15 protein-coding genes are annotated in these 16,677 nt (G+C 71.5%); 7 read left to right on the top strand and 8 right to left on the bottom strand.

What is annotated here, in order from left to right:
• Positions 1-100: 100 nt before the first annotated feature.
• Positions 101-1,522, top strand: coding sequence for a polysaccharide deacetylase family protein (locus AB0M88_RS07075; protein WP_364096655.1), 1,422 nt, complete (start codon positions 101-103; stop codon positions 1,520-1,522).
• On the opposite strand, the gene AB0M88_RS07070 is transcribed toward AB0M88_RS07075, so the two are convergent.
• Positions 1,519-2,325 (bottom strand): DNA-formamidopyrimidine glycosylase family protein, encoded by an 807-nt coding sequence (locus AB0M88_RS07070; protein ID WP_364096652.1) that lies wholly within the window; start codon positions 2,323-2,325, stop codon positions 1,519-1,521. The genes AB0M88_RS07075 and AB0M88_RS07070 overlap by 4 nt on opposite strands.
• A gap of 159 nt (positions 2,326-2,484) precedes the next feature.
• Here AB0M88_RS07070 and AB0M88_RS07065 point away from each other — a divergent pair, with 159 nt between their 5' ends.
• The 4 genes from AB0M88_RS07065 to rocD all read left to right on the top strand — a co-directional run bounded on the left by AB0M88_RS07065 (position 2,485) and on the right by rocD (position 6,198).
• Complete coding sequence (locus tag AB0M88_RS07065) at positions 2,485-3,093, top strand: ATP-dependent Clp protease proteolytic subunit (protein ID WP_364096649.1); 609 nt, start codon at positions 2,485-2,487, stop codon at positions 3,091-3,093.
• 81 nt (positions 3,094-3,174) lie between these two features.
• The gene (locus AB0M88_RS07060; RefSeq protein WP_364096646.1) at positions 3,175-3,930 is read left to right on the top strand and encodes a Yip1 family protein; all 756 of its coding nucleotides are present in this window, start codon (positions 3,175-3,177) and stop codon (positions 3,928-3,930) included.
• A gap of 244 nt (positions 3,931-4,174) precedes the next feature.
• Positions 4,175-4,984, top strand: a complete 810-nt coding sequence (ddaH, locus tag AB0M88_RS07055; protein WP_364096643.1) for a dimethylargininase — start codon at positions 4,175-4,177, stop codon at positions 4,982-4,984.
• Positions 4,985-4,995: 11 nt separating this feature from the next.
• Positions 4,996-6,198 carry an ornithine--oxo-acid transaminase gene (gene rocD / locus AB0M88_RS07050; RefSeq protein ID WP_364097018.1) on the top strand — a complete coding sequence of 401 codons (1,203 nt, stop codon included), beginning with the start codon at positions 4,996-4,998 and terminating at the stop codon, positions 6,196-6,198.
• Here the strand turns inward: rocD and AB0M88_RS07045 are convergent.
• Entirely contained in the window at positions 6,188-7,342 is a 1,155-nt protein-coding gene (locus AB0M88_RS07045) for an FHA domain-containing protein (protein WP_364096640.1), read from the bottom strand. The two genes, rocD and AB0M88_RS07045, sit on opposite strands and share 11 nt — an antisense overlap.
• Before the next feature lie 16 nt (positions 7,343-7,358).
• Positions 7,359-7,655 (bottom strand): 4a-hydroxytetrahydrobiopterin dehydratase, encoded by a 297-nt coding sequence (locus AB0M88_RS07040; RefSeq protein WP_364096638.1) that lies wholly within the window; start codon positions 7,653-7,655, stop codon positions 7,359-7,361.
• A 107-nt stretch (positions 7,656-7,762) separates the two neighbouring features.
• On the opposite strand from AB0M88_RS07040, the gene AB0M88_RS07035 reads away from it, so the two are divergent.
• Entirely contained in the window at positions 7,763-8,566 is an 804-nt protein-coding gene (locus AB0M88_RS07035) for an LppX_LprAFG lipoprotein (protein WP_364096635.1), read from the top strand.
• 99 nt (positions 8,567-8,665) lie between these two features.
• Here the strand turns inward: AB0M88_RS07035 and AB0M88_RS07030 are convergent, their stop codons facing one another.
• Complete coding sequence (locus AB0M88_RS07030; protein WP_364096632.1) at positions 8,666-9,718, bottom strand: 1-acyl-sn-glycerol-3-phosphate acyltransferase; 1,053 nt, start codon at positions 9,716-9,718, stop codon at positions 8,666-8,668.
• Complete coding sequence (locus tag AB0M88_RS07025; RefSeq protein WP_364096629.1) at positions 9,718-10,557, bottom strand: patatin-like phospholipase family protein; 840 nt, start codon at positions 10,555-10,557, stop codon at positions 9,718-9,720. The genes AB0M88_RS07030 and AB0M88_RS07025 overlap by 1 nt, the downstream gene beginning before the upstream one ends.
• A gap of 220 nt (positions 10,558-10,777) precedes the next feature.
• On the opposite strand from AB0M88_RS07025, the gene AB0M88_RS07020 reads away from it, so the two are divergent.
• Positions 10,778-11,152, top strand: coding sequence for a VOC family protein (locus tag AB0M88_RS07020; protein ID WP_364096626.1), 375 nt, complete (start codon positions 10,778-10,780; stop codon positions 11,150-11,152).
• A 604-nt stretch (positions 11,153-11,756) separates the two neighbouring features.
• Here AB0M88_RS07020 and AB0M88_RS07015 read toward each other — a convergent pair.
• The 3 genes from AB0M88_RS07015 to AB0M88_RS07005 are packed head-to-tail and all read right to left on the bottom strand — an operon-like array spanning position 11,757 to position 16,529.
• Positions 11,757-13,142 (bottom strand): glycosyl hydrolase family 18 protein, encoded by a 1,386-nt coding sequence (locus tag AB0M88_RS07015; RefSeq protein ID WP_364096623.1) that lies wholly within the window; start codon positions 13,140-13,142, stop codon positions 11,757-11,759.
• Positions 13,143-13,191: 49 nt separating this feature from the next.
• Positions 13,192-13,407 carry a hypothetical protein gene (locus AB0M88_RS07010; protein ID WP_364096620.1) on the bottom strand — a complete coding sequence of 72 codons (216 nt, stop codon included), beginning with the start codon at positions 13,405-13,407 and terminating at the stop codon, positions 13,192-13,194.
• A gap of 11 nt (positions 13,408-13,418) precedes the next feature.
• Positions 13,419-16,529, bottom strand: coding sequence for a cyclic nucleotide-binding protein (locus tag AB0M88_RS07005; RefSeq protein ID WP_364096617.1), 3,111 nt, complete (start codon positions 16,527-16,529; stop codon positions 13,419-13,421).
• Between the last annotated feature and the right edge of the window lie 148 nt (positions 16,530-16,677).

Raw genomic sequence — 16,677 nt, 5'->3', positions numbered from 1 at the left:
ACTGCCGCGATGGCCATCTATGAGGGTTTACTACCCACCGTCAGGATGACATCACGTTTCCGGTCTCGCGCTAGATCTTGCGACGCGGTACTCATGTCCAATGTCGCCGAGATCTCCCCGTTATCCGAGTCCGGCGTCCGGCGACGACGCCGCTCCCTCGGGCCGGCACCGCCGCCCCGAGACGCTCGCCGAGGTGGTCCGGCCGCGCGTGGCGAACGCCGTGCCCGCGGCCGCTCCCGACGAGTTCGCGCTGACCAAGGCGGCGCTCACCGAGCCTTCGGCGCTCTACCGCACCCTCTCCGAGCCCACGCCCTCGTCCCCGTTCCCGACGCTGACGCCCCGGTCGAGGGCGAGCGCGCGGTCGACCGCCCGCCGCCGGCCGGAAAACTCCACCGGACCGCGGCACTCGCGGCAGCCCGACACCCGGTCCGGGTCGCGCCGGCCGCCGGCCGTCGGATGCCACCGCGCGCCCGGCACCCTGCCGATCGAGTCGTGGCTGCGGGTCGGCAAGAAACGCCAGCAGGTCCTGCTCGCCTCGCTGGTCGCGGCCGCGCTGCTGGTGATCGGCATCCCGATGCGCCAGCAGGGCATCGACGCGGTGGACGCGGCCGCGGCCCGCACGGTCGGGGTGCACATCGGCAAGAGCAAGACCAAAGACAAGGCGAGCAAGCCGGCGCACGACACCGGTGCGGCCGCCCCTCGTACGACGTCGCCCGCCCCCAAGCCCAGCACCAGCGCCTCGCCCAAGGCACCCGCCGTCGAGGTGAAGCGGCCGGTCGGCGATCTCGGGCCGGGGCACTCGCTGCGGACGACCGGAAGCAAGTCGATCTCGCTGACCTTCGACGACGGCCCCGACCCGGTGCAGACCCCGAAGATCCTGGCCTTGCTCGCGAAATACCAGGTCAAGGCGACGTTCTGCCTGATCGGCTCGAACGTGCGGAAGCACCCCGAGATCGTCCGTGAGATCGTCGCGGACGGCCACACGCTGTGCAACCACACCTGGAACCACAGCCTGACCATCGGCAAGGACAAGCCGGCCCAGATCCAGGCCGACCTCGCGCGCACCAGCGCGGCGATCCGGGCCGCGGTGCCCGGCGCGCAGATCCCGTTCTTCCGGGCGCCCGGCGGCAACTTCACCGACCGGCTGGTCGGTGTGGCCAAGGCGCAGGGCATGACATCGCTCTACTGGCAGGTCGACCCGCGCGACTGGGACCACCCCAAGGGCGAGACCGACCCGGTCCACGTCAACCGCGTGATGACCGAGATCCTCGGGTCGGTGAAGCCGGGATCGATCATCCTGTCCCACGACTTCAACCAGCCCGACACCATCGAGGCGTACTCGAAGCTGCTGCCCTGGCTGACGTCGAACTTCACCACCACGATCCCCGGGCAGCCGGCCGGCCGGACGCCGTCCGCCCCGGGCACCGCCACGCCGAGCACCAGCCCGCCCGCCGCGCCGCCGGCCGGCGCCGGCGCGCCCCCGGATGCGGCCGCGGCGGCCGACGCCGCCAAGAACTCCTAAGACTGGCAGACCGGGCACCAGAAGAGGTTGCGGGCGGCCAGCGACCCGGCCGCGACCGCCGTGCCGCAGACCAGGCACGGCTGGCCGGGGCGGCGATAGACGTAGACCTCGCCGCCGTGCCGGTCGACGCGCGGCGCCCGCTGCATCGCCTCGGGGGTGTGCTCGGTGTGCACGGTGTCGATCCGGCCGCGGGCCACACCCTCCTTCATCAGCGCGCGCAGGTCGGCCCAGAGCTCGTCCCACTGCTCGGGGCCGATCAGCCGGCCCGGTGTGGTCGGCGCGAGCCCGGCCCGGAACAACACCTCGTTGGCGAAGATGAGGCCGCAGCCGGCCACGACCGACTGGTCGAGCAGCAGCGCGAAAACCGGCTTCGTGCTCGACCGGATCTTGGCACCGGACGGCCCCGGATCGGCGTCGTCCCGCAGCGGATCGGCACCGAGCCGCGAACGCAGCCGGTCGATCTGCTCCGGGTCGAGGACCTCGCACGCGGTCGGGCCGCGCAGTTCGAGCCAGTGGGTGTCGCCGGCCATCCGCATCCGCACCTGGCCCACCGGCTCGGGCAGCGGCAGCTCACCGTCCGCGAACTTGCCGTAGAGCCCCAGGTGCACGTGCACACTGCGGTCGCCCTCGAAGTGGTGGAACAGGTGCTTCCCGTACGCCTCGGTGTCGCGCAGAAAGCGCCCGGTGACGGCCGATGCCCCGGCCGCGAAGCGGCCCTGAGGGCTCGCGACCGCGAGCCGCCGCCCGGCGAAGAGCTCGCGATGCCGCGAGGCGAGTCGATGGATGGTGTGTCCCTCTGGCACGGGGAGCAACGGTATCCGTCTTTTTCGGCATCCGGTTATGCCGTGAGCGGATTCGCCCACAGGGGAATCGCTGGGCGGAACGCAACGAGTCGGGAAAGCTTGGAGATCGAACGGCCGGTCGGATGTGTCTTTCCGCGGCGGATGCGAGAGGGTGAGCCCATGAGTGTTGACGAGTTGACGATGCGGGGCGGCGGCGCGTCCTTCGACGATCAAGTCTTCGAGCGCCTACTGCGCGAGCGGATCATCTTCCTCGGCAGTGAGGTGAACGACGAGGTCACCAACCGGATCTGCGCCCAGATGCTGCTGCTCGCGTCGGCCGACAGCGAGCGGGACATCGCGCTCTACATCAACTCGCCCGGCGGCTCGATCAGCGCCGGCATGGCGGTGTACGACACGATGCAGTACATCAAGAACGACGTGGCCACGTTCGCGATGGGCATGGCGGCGTCGATGGGCCAGTTCCTGCTCTGCGCGGGCACGGCGGGCAAGCGGTACGCCCTGCCCCACGCGCGGATCATGATGCACCAGCTCTCGGGCGGCATCGGCGGCACCGCGGCCGACATCGCCATCCAGGCCGAGAGCATGCTGCACATCAAGAACGTCATGAACGAGCGGATCGCCTTCCACTCCGGCCACACGCCGGAGGAGATCGAGCGGGACGCCGACCGCGACCGCTGGTTCACCGCCAACGAGGCCAAGGAGTACGGCCTCGTCGACCACGTGATCAGCAAGGCGACCCAGGTCGGCCGGCACGCGTCGCAGGTCTGACCCTTCCACCAGCACAAACAACGGGCACACGGGTAAACCCGCGTGCCCGTTGTGTCGTTTGGCGGCGTTCGGGGTAAGGGCTTGACATCCCCCGAATTCGTCAAGGAGGTGCTGGACGTGAGGATCCCGACGTTCTCCCGCCAGACCGATACCGCCGATAGCCCGGAGACCGACCGCACGGCCTCGAGCGGATCGGCGTCCACGCCCGTACGCCCGCGGCGCGACAGCGACGCGACCACCGAAACCAATCTCCCCTCGACCGTGGCACCGCCGCCGGCCAACCCGCCGACGGTTGTTCCGCGGCGCAGCGAGACCCAACGTGCCGCCGCGGTCGACGAGTCCGCGGATCTGCGGCCGCCGGCGCGCGGTGTGTCGGCCGACCGCCGTGACCCCGCCGACCGCCGTGACCTCTCCGACCGCCGTGACCTCTCCGACCGCCGTGAATCCACGGACCTCAGCGACTCGGCCGATCTGCGGCCGCCGGTCACCGAGCCGGTCGTTCCGGCCGGCCCGCGGCCCCGGTCCAGCATGCTGGCCACCCTCGGGCTGATCCTCGCGGTCGCCTCGGCCCTGCTCGTGCTCTCCGGGCCGCTGCTCGGCTACGGCATCGGGGTCGCCGTGGTGGCCCTCATCCTGTCGCTCAGCGGCATCCACGCCACCGGAAAGCGGCACGTGGCCGGCAAGACCGACGCCCTGATCGGCATGGTCCTGTCGCTGGCCGCGATCGTGGTCGGCGTGCTCGCCCTGACCGGCTCGCTGAGCTGGCTCGGCACCGACATGCAGCCGGTAAACACCTTCCGCCAGTGGCTTGATGCACAGTTTGTCAACCGCTTCTGACGGGTAGCACATATTCGCGGGCGGCGATGCGCCAACCGCGATCTCGGAACCGGGACCGGCTGACGGTTTCCCGCCCCGAAACATTTCCGGCGGTGCGCCGTCGTGGAGGGTGGCTCAATGAGGAGCCGCCCTCCACGTGTGTTTAACGAATCTTCGCCGCGACCGCCGATCACGCAATGATCGAACGCGGTGCGCAGCGTTTGACCAGGGCATTCGTCGGCCGGTCCCGCATACCGTTCTGGGCATGAAGGTCACCGCCTCGCCGCGCCGCTACCTGATGTGCCGGCCCACCTATTTCGCGGTCACATACCGGATCAACCCGTGGATGGATCCCACGGCGCCGTACGACAACGCGCTCGCCGTCCGCCAGTGGGAGTCCCTGCGGCAGACCTACCTCGACCTCGGCCACACCGTCGACGAGATCGACCCGCTGCCCGGCCTGCCCGACATGGTGTTCGCGGCCAACGGCGCGACCACGGTCGACGACCGGGTGCTGGGGGTGCAGTTCCGCGACGCCGAGCGGGCCGACGAGGCCCCGGCGTACGCGTCCTGGTTCCGCGAGCGGGGCTTCGCCGTGACGATGCCCAAGCACACCAACGAGGGTGAGGGCGACATCCTGCTCGCCGGCGACGTGCTGCTGGCCGGCACCGGCTTTCGCACCTCGCACGCCTCGCACGCCGAGACCCAGGAGGTCCTCCGGCGGCCGGTGATCTCGCTGCAGCTGGTCGACCCCAACTACTACCACCTCGACACGGCGCTCTGCGTGCTCGACGAGACCAACGTGGCGTACCTTCCGTCGGCCTTCTCCGCCGGCTCGCAGGCCGTGCTCCAGCAGCTGTTCCCGCACGCGGTGATCGCCGATGCGGAGGACGCCGCCGTGTTGGGCCTCAACGCGGTCAGCGACGGCCGTACCGTGGTGCTGCCGGTCCAGGCCACCCATCTCGACGCCGAACTGCGCCGGGCCGGCTACGAGACCGTCCCGGTCGACGTCTCCGAGCTGCGCAAGGCCGGCGGCGGACCCAAGTGCTGCACGTTGGAGGTGCGCTCATCGTGACCAGTGTCTTCATGCGGACGCCGGAGGCTCTCGACGAGGCCGAGCGCTACACGGCCCACAACTACCACCCGCTGCCCGTCGTCATCTCCGAAGGTGACGGCGCCTGGGTGACCGACGTCGACGGGCGGCGCTACCTCGACTTCCTGGCCGGCTATTCGGCCCTCAACTTCGGCCACCGGCACCCCGCTCTGATCGCCGCCGCGCACGCCCAGCTCGACCGGGTCACGCTGACCAGCCGGGCGTTCGTGCACGACCAGTTCGCCGACTTCTGCCGCGGGCTGGCCGCGCTGTGCGGCAAAGACCTCGTGCTGCCGATGAACACCGGCGCCGAGGCCGTCGAGACCGCGATCAAGGTGGCCCGCAAGTGGGGCTACCGGGTCAAGGGGGTCGCCGACGAGCAGGCCGAGATCATCGTGGCGGCGGACAACTTCCACGGGCGTACGACGACGATCGTCAGCTTCTCGACCGACCCCGACGCGCGGGCCGACTTCGGGCCGTACACGCCCGGGTTCAAGATCGTGCCGTACGGCGACCTCGAGGCGCTGGCCGCCGCGATCACGCCGAACACCGTCGCCGTGCTCCTGGAACCGATCCAGGGCGAGGCGGGCGTGCTCGTGCCGCCGACCGGGTTCTTCGCCGGGGTCCGCGAGCTGTGCACGGCCGGCAACGTGCTGTTCATCGCCGACGAGATCCAGTCCGGGCTGGGCCGCACCGGCAAGACCTTCGCGATCGAGCACGAGGGCGTGGCCCCCGACATGTACGTGCTCGGTAAGGCGCTCGGCGGCGGCATCGTGCCGGTCTCGGCGGTCGCGGCCGACCGGGAGGTGCTCGGCGTGCTCAAGCCGGGCGAGCACGGCTCGACCTTCGGCGGCAACCCGCTGGCCTGCGCGGTCGGCATCGAGGTGGTCAAGCTGCTGGAGACCGGCGAGTTCCAGCGCCGCTCGGCCGAGCTGGGCGAGCGGCTGCACGCCGCTCTGGCCAGGCTGATCGGCCGGGGCGTGGTGGCGGTGCGCGGGCGCGGGCTGTGGGCCGGCGTCGACATCGACCCGGCGCTGATGACCGGGCGTACGGCGTGCGAGCGGCTCGCCGAGCGCGGCGTGCTGGTCAAGGACACCCACGGCTCGACGATCCGGCTGGCCCCGCCGCTGGTCGTGACCGGCGACGAGCTGGACCACGCGGTGGCCCAGCTGTCGGCGATCCTGGTTAGCCCGTAAATTTCCGCAGGGCCATCGTCGGGGCCTCGGCCATCACCGACTGGGGCTGGACGAGCCCGCCGGTGGCCCACATCTTCGACCGGCCGACGTTGACGCCGGCATAGAGCTCGACGACGTCGGCCGCACCGAGCGAGCGGGTCTCGCCGCGCTTCAGCGGGATCCGCTCGTCGTCGTCCATCGAGCCGCTCGGCCGAATGCCGGAGCCGTTGGTGCTGACGTCCTGCACGGTCAGCTCGCCCTTGCCGCGCAGTGCGAACTGCACGTGCCCGCGGCTGATCCATTTGCGGGCGTCCTCGGTCAGCCACTGCCCGAGCATGACGCCCCCACCGCCCTCGGGCGCGCGGCCGACCACGACCGGCGCGTCGGCCGAGACGACGAAGCGCTGGCGGATCACGCCGTCGATGCGTACGGAAAGAACCTCGACCTCCGGTCGAGGGCCGGCGTCGCGCAGCTTGGCCCCGTGCCGTGGGCAGGTCGGCACGCCCGCTCGCAGAGCGGGCGGCGGCTGAGCCACCGGGCTGGTGAAGGTGCGCATGTCGGAGAACGGGCTGTCCGGGTCGCCGCCCGAGCCGAAGCTGTTGCAGTTGGACTCGGGGCAGCTCCAGACCCGCGCCAGCAGGCGCTCGCCGAGCTGGGAACGCTCGGCCGGGCGGGGCGACTCACCGCGGCCGACCCGGGCCATCAGCACCGCTCCGCCGCCCTCACCGGCCACCGCGGCCAGCAGGCGGCCCGGCTCGTCGACCCAGGGCCGCCGGTCGCGGAACTGGTCGCCGCGGCCGCGGGTCAGCACCGGCACGCCGAGCAGTTCGGCCACCTCGTAGACGCGGTCGTCGAGCTTGGGCACCACCTCGACCTTGCCGTCGTCGGCCCAGCGGCGGATCACCATCCGCTCGTTGGAGGTGAGGTCGGTGTCGGAGAGCAGGCCGCGCGGGGCGACCACGTAGACCGGCGCGTTCTCCTCGGCCACGTGCCGGCTGAGGGCGTCGACGACCAGGCCGAGCCGCACCGAGCTGGCCGGGCGGCCGCCGTCCAGATCGGCGTAGCGCACGATCTCCGACAGGTCGACCACCGCTCGGGCGAGAGCCGGGTCGGTGGAGAGCCGGCCCTCGATGGCGTCGAGGACCTTGCTGACCTCGAATCTCAAGGTTGCTTCCTCCAGGTCAGGCCGAGGCGTCGGCGAGAATGCGGTCGATGCGGTTGGCCAGCGCGATGTCACGGGTGGTGACGCCGCCGGCCGAGTGGGTCACGCAGCGGAAAGTCAGCGTACGCCAGCGAATGTCGATGTCCGGATGATGATCCATTTCCTCGGCGACCTGGGCGACCCGGTCGACGACCTGGATCGCCGCCGGGAAACTGCGAAGACCAACAGTGCGGACGATCGATTCGGGACCGCCCTCCCAGCCGTCGAGAACAGCGACGGCATCTCGCAGGGAATCGGCGTCGAGCAGCTCAGCCATGCTCCTGAGCTTAGTGCGGTCCACTTACCGTTTGCTGTGCGGCGGGTTCGGGCACATTGCCACGCACGCTCGTCAATCCGGACGAACGGCGTGAAGAAGGGACCGACATGCGCACACCACGGCTCGCCGGACTGGGCCTCGCGACGACGGCCGCGGTCGCTCTCGCGGTAGCCGGTTGCGACAACGCCTCCACCACCCCTGGTGCTTCTTCCAGCGCCCCCGCGCCCGCGACCAGCTCCGCGTCGGCCGCCGACCCGGCCGCGGCCGCTCAGCTCGCGGCGGCGACGGCCAAGCTCGACCAGACCAGCTTCAAGATCACCGTAACGTCGGGGAGCGGCTTCAAGCTGACCGGCGCGATCGACGCCCCGCACGGCGCCGGCACCGCCGACGTGACGGCGACCGGCCCGAACGCCTCGGTCAGCATCAAGACGCTGCTGATCGACAAGGACCTGTACGTGCAGATCCCCGGAATCACCAAGAACAACACCTGGACGCACGTCGACGGGTCGCGGCTGCCGGCCGACGCGAGCATCGGGCTGCGACCGGACCAGATCGACCCGGTCAACACCGCCAAGCTGCTCAGTTCGACCACCGACGTGCACTCGACCGGCTCGAACAGCTACGCCGGCACGCTCGACCTGACCAAGGCGGCCGGTCTCGCCGGCGTCAGCAAGGTCACGATCGACGGGTACGGCCAGGCCGCGTCGCAGGTGCCGTTCACGGCCGGCCTCGACGCGCAGGGGCAGCTGCAGGAGCTGACCATCGACCTGCCGCGGGTCAACGGGCAGAAGACCGAGCCGATCGACGCGCTCTACAGCGACTACGGCGCGCCGGTGACCGTGCAGCGGCCGGCGGCCTCCGCCGTGACCGAGGCGCCGGACAGCATCTACAAGACCCTCGGGTCGAATTAGGGCGTGTCCTGCCGATCACGCGAGTGCGAGGCGAGGTCCAGGTGGTGGCTGACGCCGACTGGGCCACGCCGCAGCCCCGCGTGACCGGCAGGACAGGCGCTATGCGGCCCGGCGGGCGGCCCAGTCCGTGGTCAGCGGGCGGGCCGCCGGCCGGTTCTCCTCGATCCAGCGGTCGATGCGGGCCCACCAGTCGTAGAGCCAGGCGACCCGCTCCTCCTCGCCGGTCGGCACATCCTCCGGGTCGACGCTCCAGAACCGCATGACCAGGCGTTTGTCCATCGGCAGCTCGCGCCAGACGTCGGCGACCGTCATCATCCGGTCGAGCCCGGTGTGCGCGACGAAAATCACTCCCGCGTCGGGCGCGGCGTCGATCGCCGCGAATAGTCCGGCCGGTTTCGGTGGCAGCACGTTCCGCAGATCTTCCGCCTTCCGGGCCAGCACGAACATGCCGTGCGAGCGCAGCCACCGGATCGCCTTGATCCGCCGCCGCGGCGTGAAGTTGCCGCCCTCCGGGAAGATCACGAACGCGTCGTTGTCGTCCAGCCCGACCGCCAGCTCGCCGACCTCGTCCTCCAACGGGCGGGAGCCGGTGCGGCCCGGCGTGATGAACCGGTTGGGCAGCCGGTTGAGCAGCACATCGACCGCCGGATCCCACTGCAGGGTGGCCTTGAGCACGATGCGCGGCTCCCGGGCGAACCAGTTGACCAGCGCGTGGATCAGGATGAACGAGTCGCCCGGCCCGGCGTGCCGGCTCACCACGACCTCCGGGCGGCCCGGCCGCGCGGTGTCCGGGTCGGTGCCGACCACGTCGACGGCCAGGTGCAGCGACCAACGGGCGATCCAGAACAGGACGCCGAGGAACTTACCGGTCACCACGTAGTGGGCGCGCTGAAAGGCCGGCGTCCGGATCTTCCAGCCGAAACCGGAGGCGATCCAGAGGGCGGCCAGCACGACCAGTGCCGAGGCGTCCCAGACCAGGTAGGCGATCGCCAGGAACATCAGCCGGGGCACCCGCAGATGGCCGGGCACCAGCGGCGACGCGATCAACGCCAGCAGCAGCCAGACCGGCAGGGAGACGAGCAGCACCACGGCGAGCGCGACGATGAAGGGGGCGAGGAGCAGGCGGCGGACCCAGGAGGGGGGAGGTGGCATCAGCGCGCGCCGTGCACATTGGCCTGCAGGTAGCGGCGGGAGGCGGTGTAGGCCCGGCTTATTCGACGGCCCACCCGCGCCATGTCGCGGTAGGCCCACGGGCTGTCGTCGCGGGTCTCACCGCCCCCACTCGGCAGCACGTGGACGCGGACGTCGGCCGGCAGGGCCGACATCTCGCGCGCGAACCGATGCCGCCGGGCGATCTCGAACGCCACCTGGGCCACCTCCCACGGCCGGCGGGGCACGGTCAGCGGGCGCTCGACCCGGCCCACCTGCAGCACGAAGATCAGCTTGGCGCCGACGCGTACCGCCTCCCCGATCGGGATCGAGTTGACGATCCCACCGTCCACATAGTGCTCCCCTTCGATCTCCATCGGGGGTAGCAGGCCCGGCACGGCCGACGAGGCGAGCACGGCGTCGACCAGCGGCCCGCTGTCGAACCAGTGCTCGGCCGCCCGCTCGATGCTGGCGGCGCAGCAGCGGAACGGAACCTTCAGATCGGCGAACGTCGAGTGCTCCCCCAACTCGCTTTCGAGGAGCCTCCGCAACGGCATCGGTGAATGCAGATGCGTGCGGGCCGCGAACCGCCTGAGCTGCCGCCCGATCGAGTCGCCGTAGACGTCCGCCGCCTCCGGCGACGTCCAGAGCCGCACCAGCCGGTCGGTGACGGCCTCGCTCGGATCGAGCGCCAGCAGCGCCCCGTTCACCGCGCCGATCGACGTGCCGACCACCACATCGGGCCGGAAACCGGCCCGGAACAGCGCCCGCAGCATCCCGACCTCAACCGCGCCGAGCACTCCGCCGCCACCGAGCACGAACGCGACCGGACTGTTGACCATGCGACACATCGTGTCACGGCAACCCCGGCGGGGCTCGGCTCATCGCCTCGCCGGCGGCTTTCGCCGGTACGCGGTGAGCACTAGGGTTGAGGCCGTGAACACCGGACCGGCGTCGAGCCACGCACAGACGGGCGATCCGGTGGACAGCTGACCGCCCGTGGACCGCCACCAGGTGCCCGACCAATCCTTCCGTGTCGAGCAACCTGCGAGGTCAGCCACCATGACAGTCACGTTCAACCACACCATCATCGCGTCCCGGGACCGCAACGAGTCGGCCCGCTTCTACCGCGACCTGCTGGAACTCCCCGAGGCGCCGTCCTGGGGCCTGTTCACCAACGTACAGCTCAGCGACGGCGTACTGCTTCAGTTCGCGGCGCCGCCGGTCGAGATCCAGATGCAGCACTACGCCTTCCTGATCGACGACGACCTGTTCGACCGGGCCTACGCCCGCCTGCGCGACCAGGGCGTCACCCACTGGGCCGACCCCCAGATGAAGCGGCCGGGCGAGATCAACCACGAGCACGGCGGCCGCGGCGTCTACTTCAAGGACCCGGCCGGCCACGCCATCGAGCTGATCACCCGCCCGTACCTCTGAGGCGCGGGGCGCGGCGCTGTCATCGCAAAGTCGTGATCGATCTTCGCGACCAGCGCCGCGCCCCGGTCACCCATCGGCCGGCCGACTCCGCGAGCCGTCCCGCGAAGGCGGCCAGGTCGCGATGCACCTGGCCGAGCAGCCCATGGCACGTCGACGACGGCGCCGGCGTGGCCGTTGGGCAGATCCGGGCGCGGCCGGCGAGGGCTTCCACCCGGGCTCCGGTTCCGCGACGCCACGAACGGGCCGGCCTCGTCGTCGCCCGCGCTTCGGGACAGCGAATCGGCCGGCGACGCTACGAACAGGGCCGTGTCGTCGTCGGCTCGGGCGCCAGGACCAGGGGCGCAGGACCAGGGGGCGCCGGATGTGACCGCCAGGGTGGTCGGTCCTGAGGGCCGGAACCTGCAGGACGGCCTGCATCCGCGGCACAGTCTTATTGAATCGGGGCGCAACCGATTACGCAGGTCGCCCGGGTGGGGTGAGCGGTTTGGGCGCGCCAGCGCCCTGCTCGGCCCGGCCGGGCCCTCGGCGTGAGCGACGGTCTGTCACCACCCACCCCGCTACGACCGGCCCTTGATTTTGAAGTGCCGGTCGTAGCGGGTCGGAGTCAGCCGATGCTCTTGATGTAGGCGCCGTTCTGGTTCTGGAACTCGTAGCCGTTGAAGTGGTCCCAGTTGATGGACCAGGTCATCAGGCCGCGGAGGTCGCTGTGGGCGCCGCCGTGGAGGGCGTAGCCGCCGCAGTTCGTGCCCTTGGCCAGGCAGCCGAACGCCTGCTGGAGCAGCGCCGGGGCGACGTAGCCGTTGCCGGCGTTGACCGTCGCCGGGGCGCCGATGGCGACCTGGTCGGGGCGCAGGGCCGGGAACATGTTGGCCGTGTTGCCGGCGACCGGGAAGCCGGCCAGGAGCATGTCGGTCATGGCGATGTGGAAGTCCGCGCCGCCCATGTTGTGGTACTGGTTGTCGAGACCCATGATCGGGCCCGAGTTGTAGTCCTGGACGTGCAGGATCGTCAGGTCGTTGCGCATGGCGTAGATGACCGGCAGGAACGAGCCGGCCCGCGGGTCCTGGCCGCCGAACGGGCCCGAGCCGTAGAACTGGTAGCCCAGCTGGACGAAGAACGTCTCCGGGGCCATGGTCAGCACGAAGCCGGCGCCGTAGCGGGCCTTGAGCGACTTCAGGGCGCTGATCAGGTTGACGATGACCGGGGTGGTCGGGTTCTTGAAGTCGGTGTCGCCGGTGTTCAGCGACAGCGAGTGGCCTTCGAAGTCGACGTCGAGGCCGTTCAGGCCCCACTTGTCGATGATCGCGCCGACCGAGCTGACGAACTTGTCGCGGGCCGCGGTGGTGGTCAGCTGGACCTCGCCGTTGGCGCCGCCGATCGACAGCAGGACCTTCTTGCCGGCCGCCTGCTTGGCCTTGATCGCGGCCTGGAAGTCGGCGTCGGACTCCACGCCCGGGCACTCGCTCGCCGAGCAGCGGGTGAAGTGGATGTCGCCCGAGGTGACGCTCGACGGCTCACCGAACGCCAGGTCGATGATGTCCCAGTTGCTCGGCACGTCGGCGAGCTTCAGGTAGCCGGAGCCGTTGGCGAACGTCTCGTGCAGGTAGCCGATCAGGGCGTGCTTGGGGATGCCCGTGTTAGGGGGAGGCGGGTTGGTCGTCGGCGGCGGGGTGGTCGGGGGCGCCGTCGTCGGAGGGGCCGTGGTCGGGGGTGCGGTAGTCGGAGGCGGTGTGGTGCCGCCGCCGCACGCTCCGTTGTCGGCCCACACATCCCACTGGCCGGAGTGGGTGGCCGGGGACTCGTTCTGGGTCCACCATTTGGCGGCGTAGTTGTGCGCGTTCTGGGAGGCGATGTTGCCTCCCACATAGGTGGCGGTCGCGCTCCACGCCGGCGCGCACGCGGTGGCGGCGCTGGCGGACGACCCGAGGGACACGATGGTGCCGGCCGCCGCGAGGACGGAGGCCGCGGCGAAGATCATCGATCGGCGCATGGCCAATTATTAGGACTGTTAACTGAAGTTGTAAATAGATGAACGGGAATCAGTCGAGTTCCGGCATCGCGACCGGCTGGGGGCGGGGGCGACATGTCCCGCATTGCACGGCGTCCTCGACCACCAGCGCCTCGGCCCGGTCACGCTCCAGCGACCGGGTGACCTGCAGAAGGTAGGGGCCGAAACGGGCGTGGTCGGCGCAGATCCCGCGACCGCAGAAACGGCAGGTCGCGCGGGCCTGTTCGGAGCAGAACCAGCAGAGCACGCGGGTCCTTTCTATTCCGGGTTGCTGGGGGCGGTCGTCGTCGGCGCGGTGGTCGGCGGCGTAGTCGTCGGGGCGGTCGTCGGGGCGGTCGTCGGGGCCGTGGTCGGCTTCGTCGTCGGCCTGGTCGACGGCGGCCGGACCGTGTGGGTCACAGACGGCTTCGTCGTCCGCGTGGCCTCGGTCGGCGGCGCGGTCGCCGGGGTGGTGGTCGCGCCCTCGGTCGGCTCGCCGGTCGGCGTCGGCACCGTCATCGTCACGCTCGGCGCCACCGACTGGCTCGGGACGACCGGGGCCGAGTCGGACGGCAGCGGCGCCTCGGTCGTCGGATCGGACGCCGGCGGGGTCACCGCCACGCCGTCGCCGCAGCTCAGCGTCTTGTGCGTGGCCTTGGCCGGGGCCGGGCCGACGGTCACCCGGCCGGTCGAGACCGAGGCCGCGGCCGGCTCGACCCAGAACCAGGACGCCGCGGTGGTGCTCACGTCGTTGTGCGCGCGGGCGACGGTCAGCCCGAGCGGCCCGAAGGCCCCGCTGGTGCCCGCCGTGTCGGCCAGCACGCGCCCGGTCTGGAGGACCAGCACCGCGTGCACGGTGCGTTGCCGCCCGCCGACGACGTCGAGCTTGCCGATCTGGGCCTGGACGCCGCCACAGAACAGCGTCGCCGCGCCACCCGGGAAGGTGAGCCGGCCACGCGCACCGGGCGGCACGCTGATCTGGGTGCCGACACCGACGTACCGCCGGTCGCCGGACGCGAGGTCGACCGGGTTGCCGGCGATCACGGCCGTCATCTCGCCGCTGTCGACGGTCAGCAGACCCTTGTCCTCCGGCATCTCGGCCCACGCCGGGCCGGGACGGAAGCTCAGGCCGGCCAGCACCAGCGCGACCACCAGGACGCCGACGACCAGCCACCACAGCTGACGCTCGAAACGGCGGTCGACCTCGGCGTCGCCGTCCTCCGGCGGCGGCCCGGGCGGTACGGCCAGCGGAGGGTACGTATCGGGGGTGACCACGCTCGGCGTCAGCGCGCCCCGGACACTCACCACCGGCAACGTCGAGCCGGGCCGGTGGGTGGCGCCGACCAGCGGGGGCAGGTCGGAGGCGTCGGGGACGATCCACAGGCGCACCGGGGTGCGGGCCTGGGCGACCATGCCCGGACTGCCGTCGCCGACCGGGCCGATCAGGGTGCCCCGCCGCAGTTCGATGTCGTCGGCCATGGCGATCACGCCCGACTCGACGACCAGGGCGTGGGTCGGGCCGGGCAGGATGACCGGCGCGCCCGCCTCCAGATCGACCGGGTGGGCCGAGGCGATCAGGGCCAGCCGCTGGTCGACGGCGAGCGCGGCCAGCGCCGGGGTGTCGGCGAACAGGGCCTCGGCCTCGAGCAGGTCGTTGGGCGGCGGGCCGGGCAGCGGGCCGACCACGCTCGCGACGGTCGCGGCCGGGATCGAGAGCAGCGTCGTGCCGGCCGCATACCAGTCGAGCTGGGTCGCGCGGCCGGCCAGCGCGTTGACCAGGCCGACCACGCCGCCCGGACCGACCTGGTGGCGGATCGTGCCGGCCGGGTCGCCGGGCTTGCGGGCGTGCAGCGTGCCGTCGACGACGACGAAGACCGCCGGCTGGGCACCGCCGGCCAGCACCAGCTGACGACCGGCCGGGGCGTGCACCCAGCGGGCCCGGGAGGCCAGGCCGTGCAGCGCCGGCTCGGGCAGACCACCCAGGTCGGAGGCGAGCAGCGCGCCCAGCCGGCGCGGGGTGTCGGCCTCGCGGTCGTTCTCGGCCGAGCGCTGCCGGGAGCCACGCCAGCCCCGGGTGACGCGGCCGAGCAGGAAATAGATCGGCCGGGCGAACAGGCCGAGCACGATCAGCAGCAGAAGCAGGACGCCGCCGAAACCGTCGTGCCAGAGGCCGGTGACCAGCCCGGCGACGCGGTCCGACCAGACCCGGACGACCAGGACCGCGGCGACGGCCAGCCAGAGGACGGCGAGCATGCCGTACAGGCCGATCAGCCGGCCCTCCCGGTCGAGCACCGACCAGCGCGGCGGGCGGCCCCGCAGTCGGCCGCCGATCCAGGACAGCGCCCGGCCGCGCAGCTGCGGGATCTCGAGCCAGTCGCTCAGCAGGTAGTGCCCGTCGAGCGGAAGGAGCGGGCTGAGGTGCAGGAACGCGTTCAGGTACCACAGGAAGGCGAGCTTGAACGCGAGCCCACCGAGCACCGGCAGCGCGAACCCGGCCGTCTGGGCCAGCCCGGCCAGCATCAGCGAGCTGAGCGGGCCGGCGGCCGAGACCAGCATGCGGGCGCGGCGGCCGGCCATCCAGGCGTCGGCGGTGTCCAGGAAGAACGACGGGATGCCGAAGTAGAGGACGAAGCCACCGGCCGGCACGTCGCGTCCGACGTGCTTGGTGGCGAGCGCGTGGCTGAGCTGGTGCCCGGCCACGACCAGCACGTTGAGCAGGATGAGGACGACCGCGCCGAGAACGTAGGAACCGCCGGTCAGGAAGAGCGACTGGCCGCCCCGGATCCAGGTCAGCGCGAACAGGGCCAGACCGGCCACGACCAGCAGGCCCTGCACGGCGGCGGCGACCCGGCCGAAGAAGAACCGGCCGCCGGCCCGGTAGAGCGAGGTGGCCACGCCGTCGGCGTCGAAGACCAGCGTGCGGCGGCCGCGGGCGGAACGCTCGGGGCCCGGATGCTGCATCTCGTCGAGCGGCCGGAAGGCGTCCATCGGCAGTTCGTCGAGCATGCGGTGGCCGGCCAGGTCGGCGACCACCCGGCGGACCTCGTCGGGGGCGAGCCGGCCGGCGATGCGGGCGAACTCGGCGACCAGCCGGGTGACCGTGCTCGCGCCGTCCATCAGGAGCGCGAGCTGCCACTCCTCGGGGGTGAGCCGCAGGTAGCCGGCGCGGGTGCCGTCGTCGGGCGAGCGCAGCATGATGTAGTCGCCACCGCGTACGGCGGTCATCTGCATGGCCTCGATGCCGGCCCGCAGCACCGGACGGGCCCGGGCCGGGTTGAGGCGGTCGACGACCGCACCCCAGAGACCAGGGTCGGTAGGGCCGGTGGGCTCGCCGGGAGCCCGTCCGGCCAGCGCCTCCCAGACATTCGTCCGGGTATCGACGTACGTCAACTCAGGGTGCCTCTCCGTGCGCCGCCTCGGCGGTCGGCCAGCGGATGGAGATTAGGCGGTCGACGAGCCGCAACGCGAGCCCCTGGTCCGGAAAAAAGGGGAATGAACTGAAAGTCCTGAATAGCGGCATACAAAGGCGTGCGGCGGG

It is taken from the genome of Actinoplanes sp. NPDC051411, assembly GCF_040682075.1.
In the GTDB taxonomy this organism is placed as follows: Bacteria; Actinomycetota; Actinomycetes; order Mycobacteriales; family Micromonosporaceae; genus Actinoplanes.
Note: the sequence above shows the minus strand (reverse complement) of the source record. Positions and strands in the feature narration are given on the sequence as shown.

Bases quoted from the DNA above. Each gene is read 5' to 3' on its own strand.
- rocD (WP_364097018.1), top strand. From the start codon at position 4,996: ATGCGGACGCCGGAGGCTCTCGACGAGGCCGAGCGCTACACGGCCCAC.
- AB0M88_RS07030 (WP_364096632.1), bottom strand. From the start codon at position 9,718: ATGCCACCTCCCCCCTCCTGGGTCCGCCGCCTGCTCCTCGCCCCCTTC.
- AB0M88_RS07035 (WP_364096635.1), top strand. From the start codon at position 7,763: ATGCGCACACCACGGCTCGCCGGACTGGGCCTCGCGACGACGGCCGCG.
- AB0M88_RS07025 (WP_364096629.1), bottom strand. From the start codon at position 10,557: ATGGTCAACAGTCCGGTCGCGTTCGTGCTCGGTGGCGGCGGAGTGCTC.
- AB0M88_RS07040 (WP_364096638.1), bottom strand. From the start codon at position 7,655: ATGGCTGAGCTGCTCGACGCCGATTCCCTGCGAGATGCCGTCGCTGTT.
- AB0M88_RS07015 (WP_364096623.1), bottom strand. From the start codon at position 13,142: ATGCGCCGATCGATGATCTTCGCCGCGGCCTCCGTCCTCGCGGCGGCC.
- AB0M88_RS07020 (WP_364096626.1), top strand. From the start codon at position 10,778: ATGACAGTCACGTTCAACCACACCATCATCGCGTCCCGGGACCGCAAC.
- ddaH (WP_364096643.1), top strand. From the start codon at position 4,175: ATGAAGGTCACCGCCTCGCCGCGCCGCTACCTGATGTGCCGGCCCACC.
- AB0M88_RS07075 (WP_364096655.1), top strand. From the start codon at position 101: ATGTCGCCGAGATCTCCCCGTTATCCGAGTCCGGCGTCCGGCGACGAC.
- AB0M88_RS07065 (WP_364096649.1), top strand. From the start codon at position 2,485: ATGAGTGTTGACGAGTTGACGATGCGGGGCGGCGGCGCGTCCTTCGAC.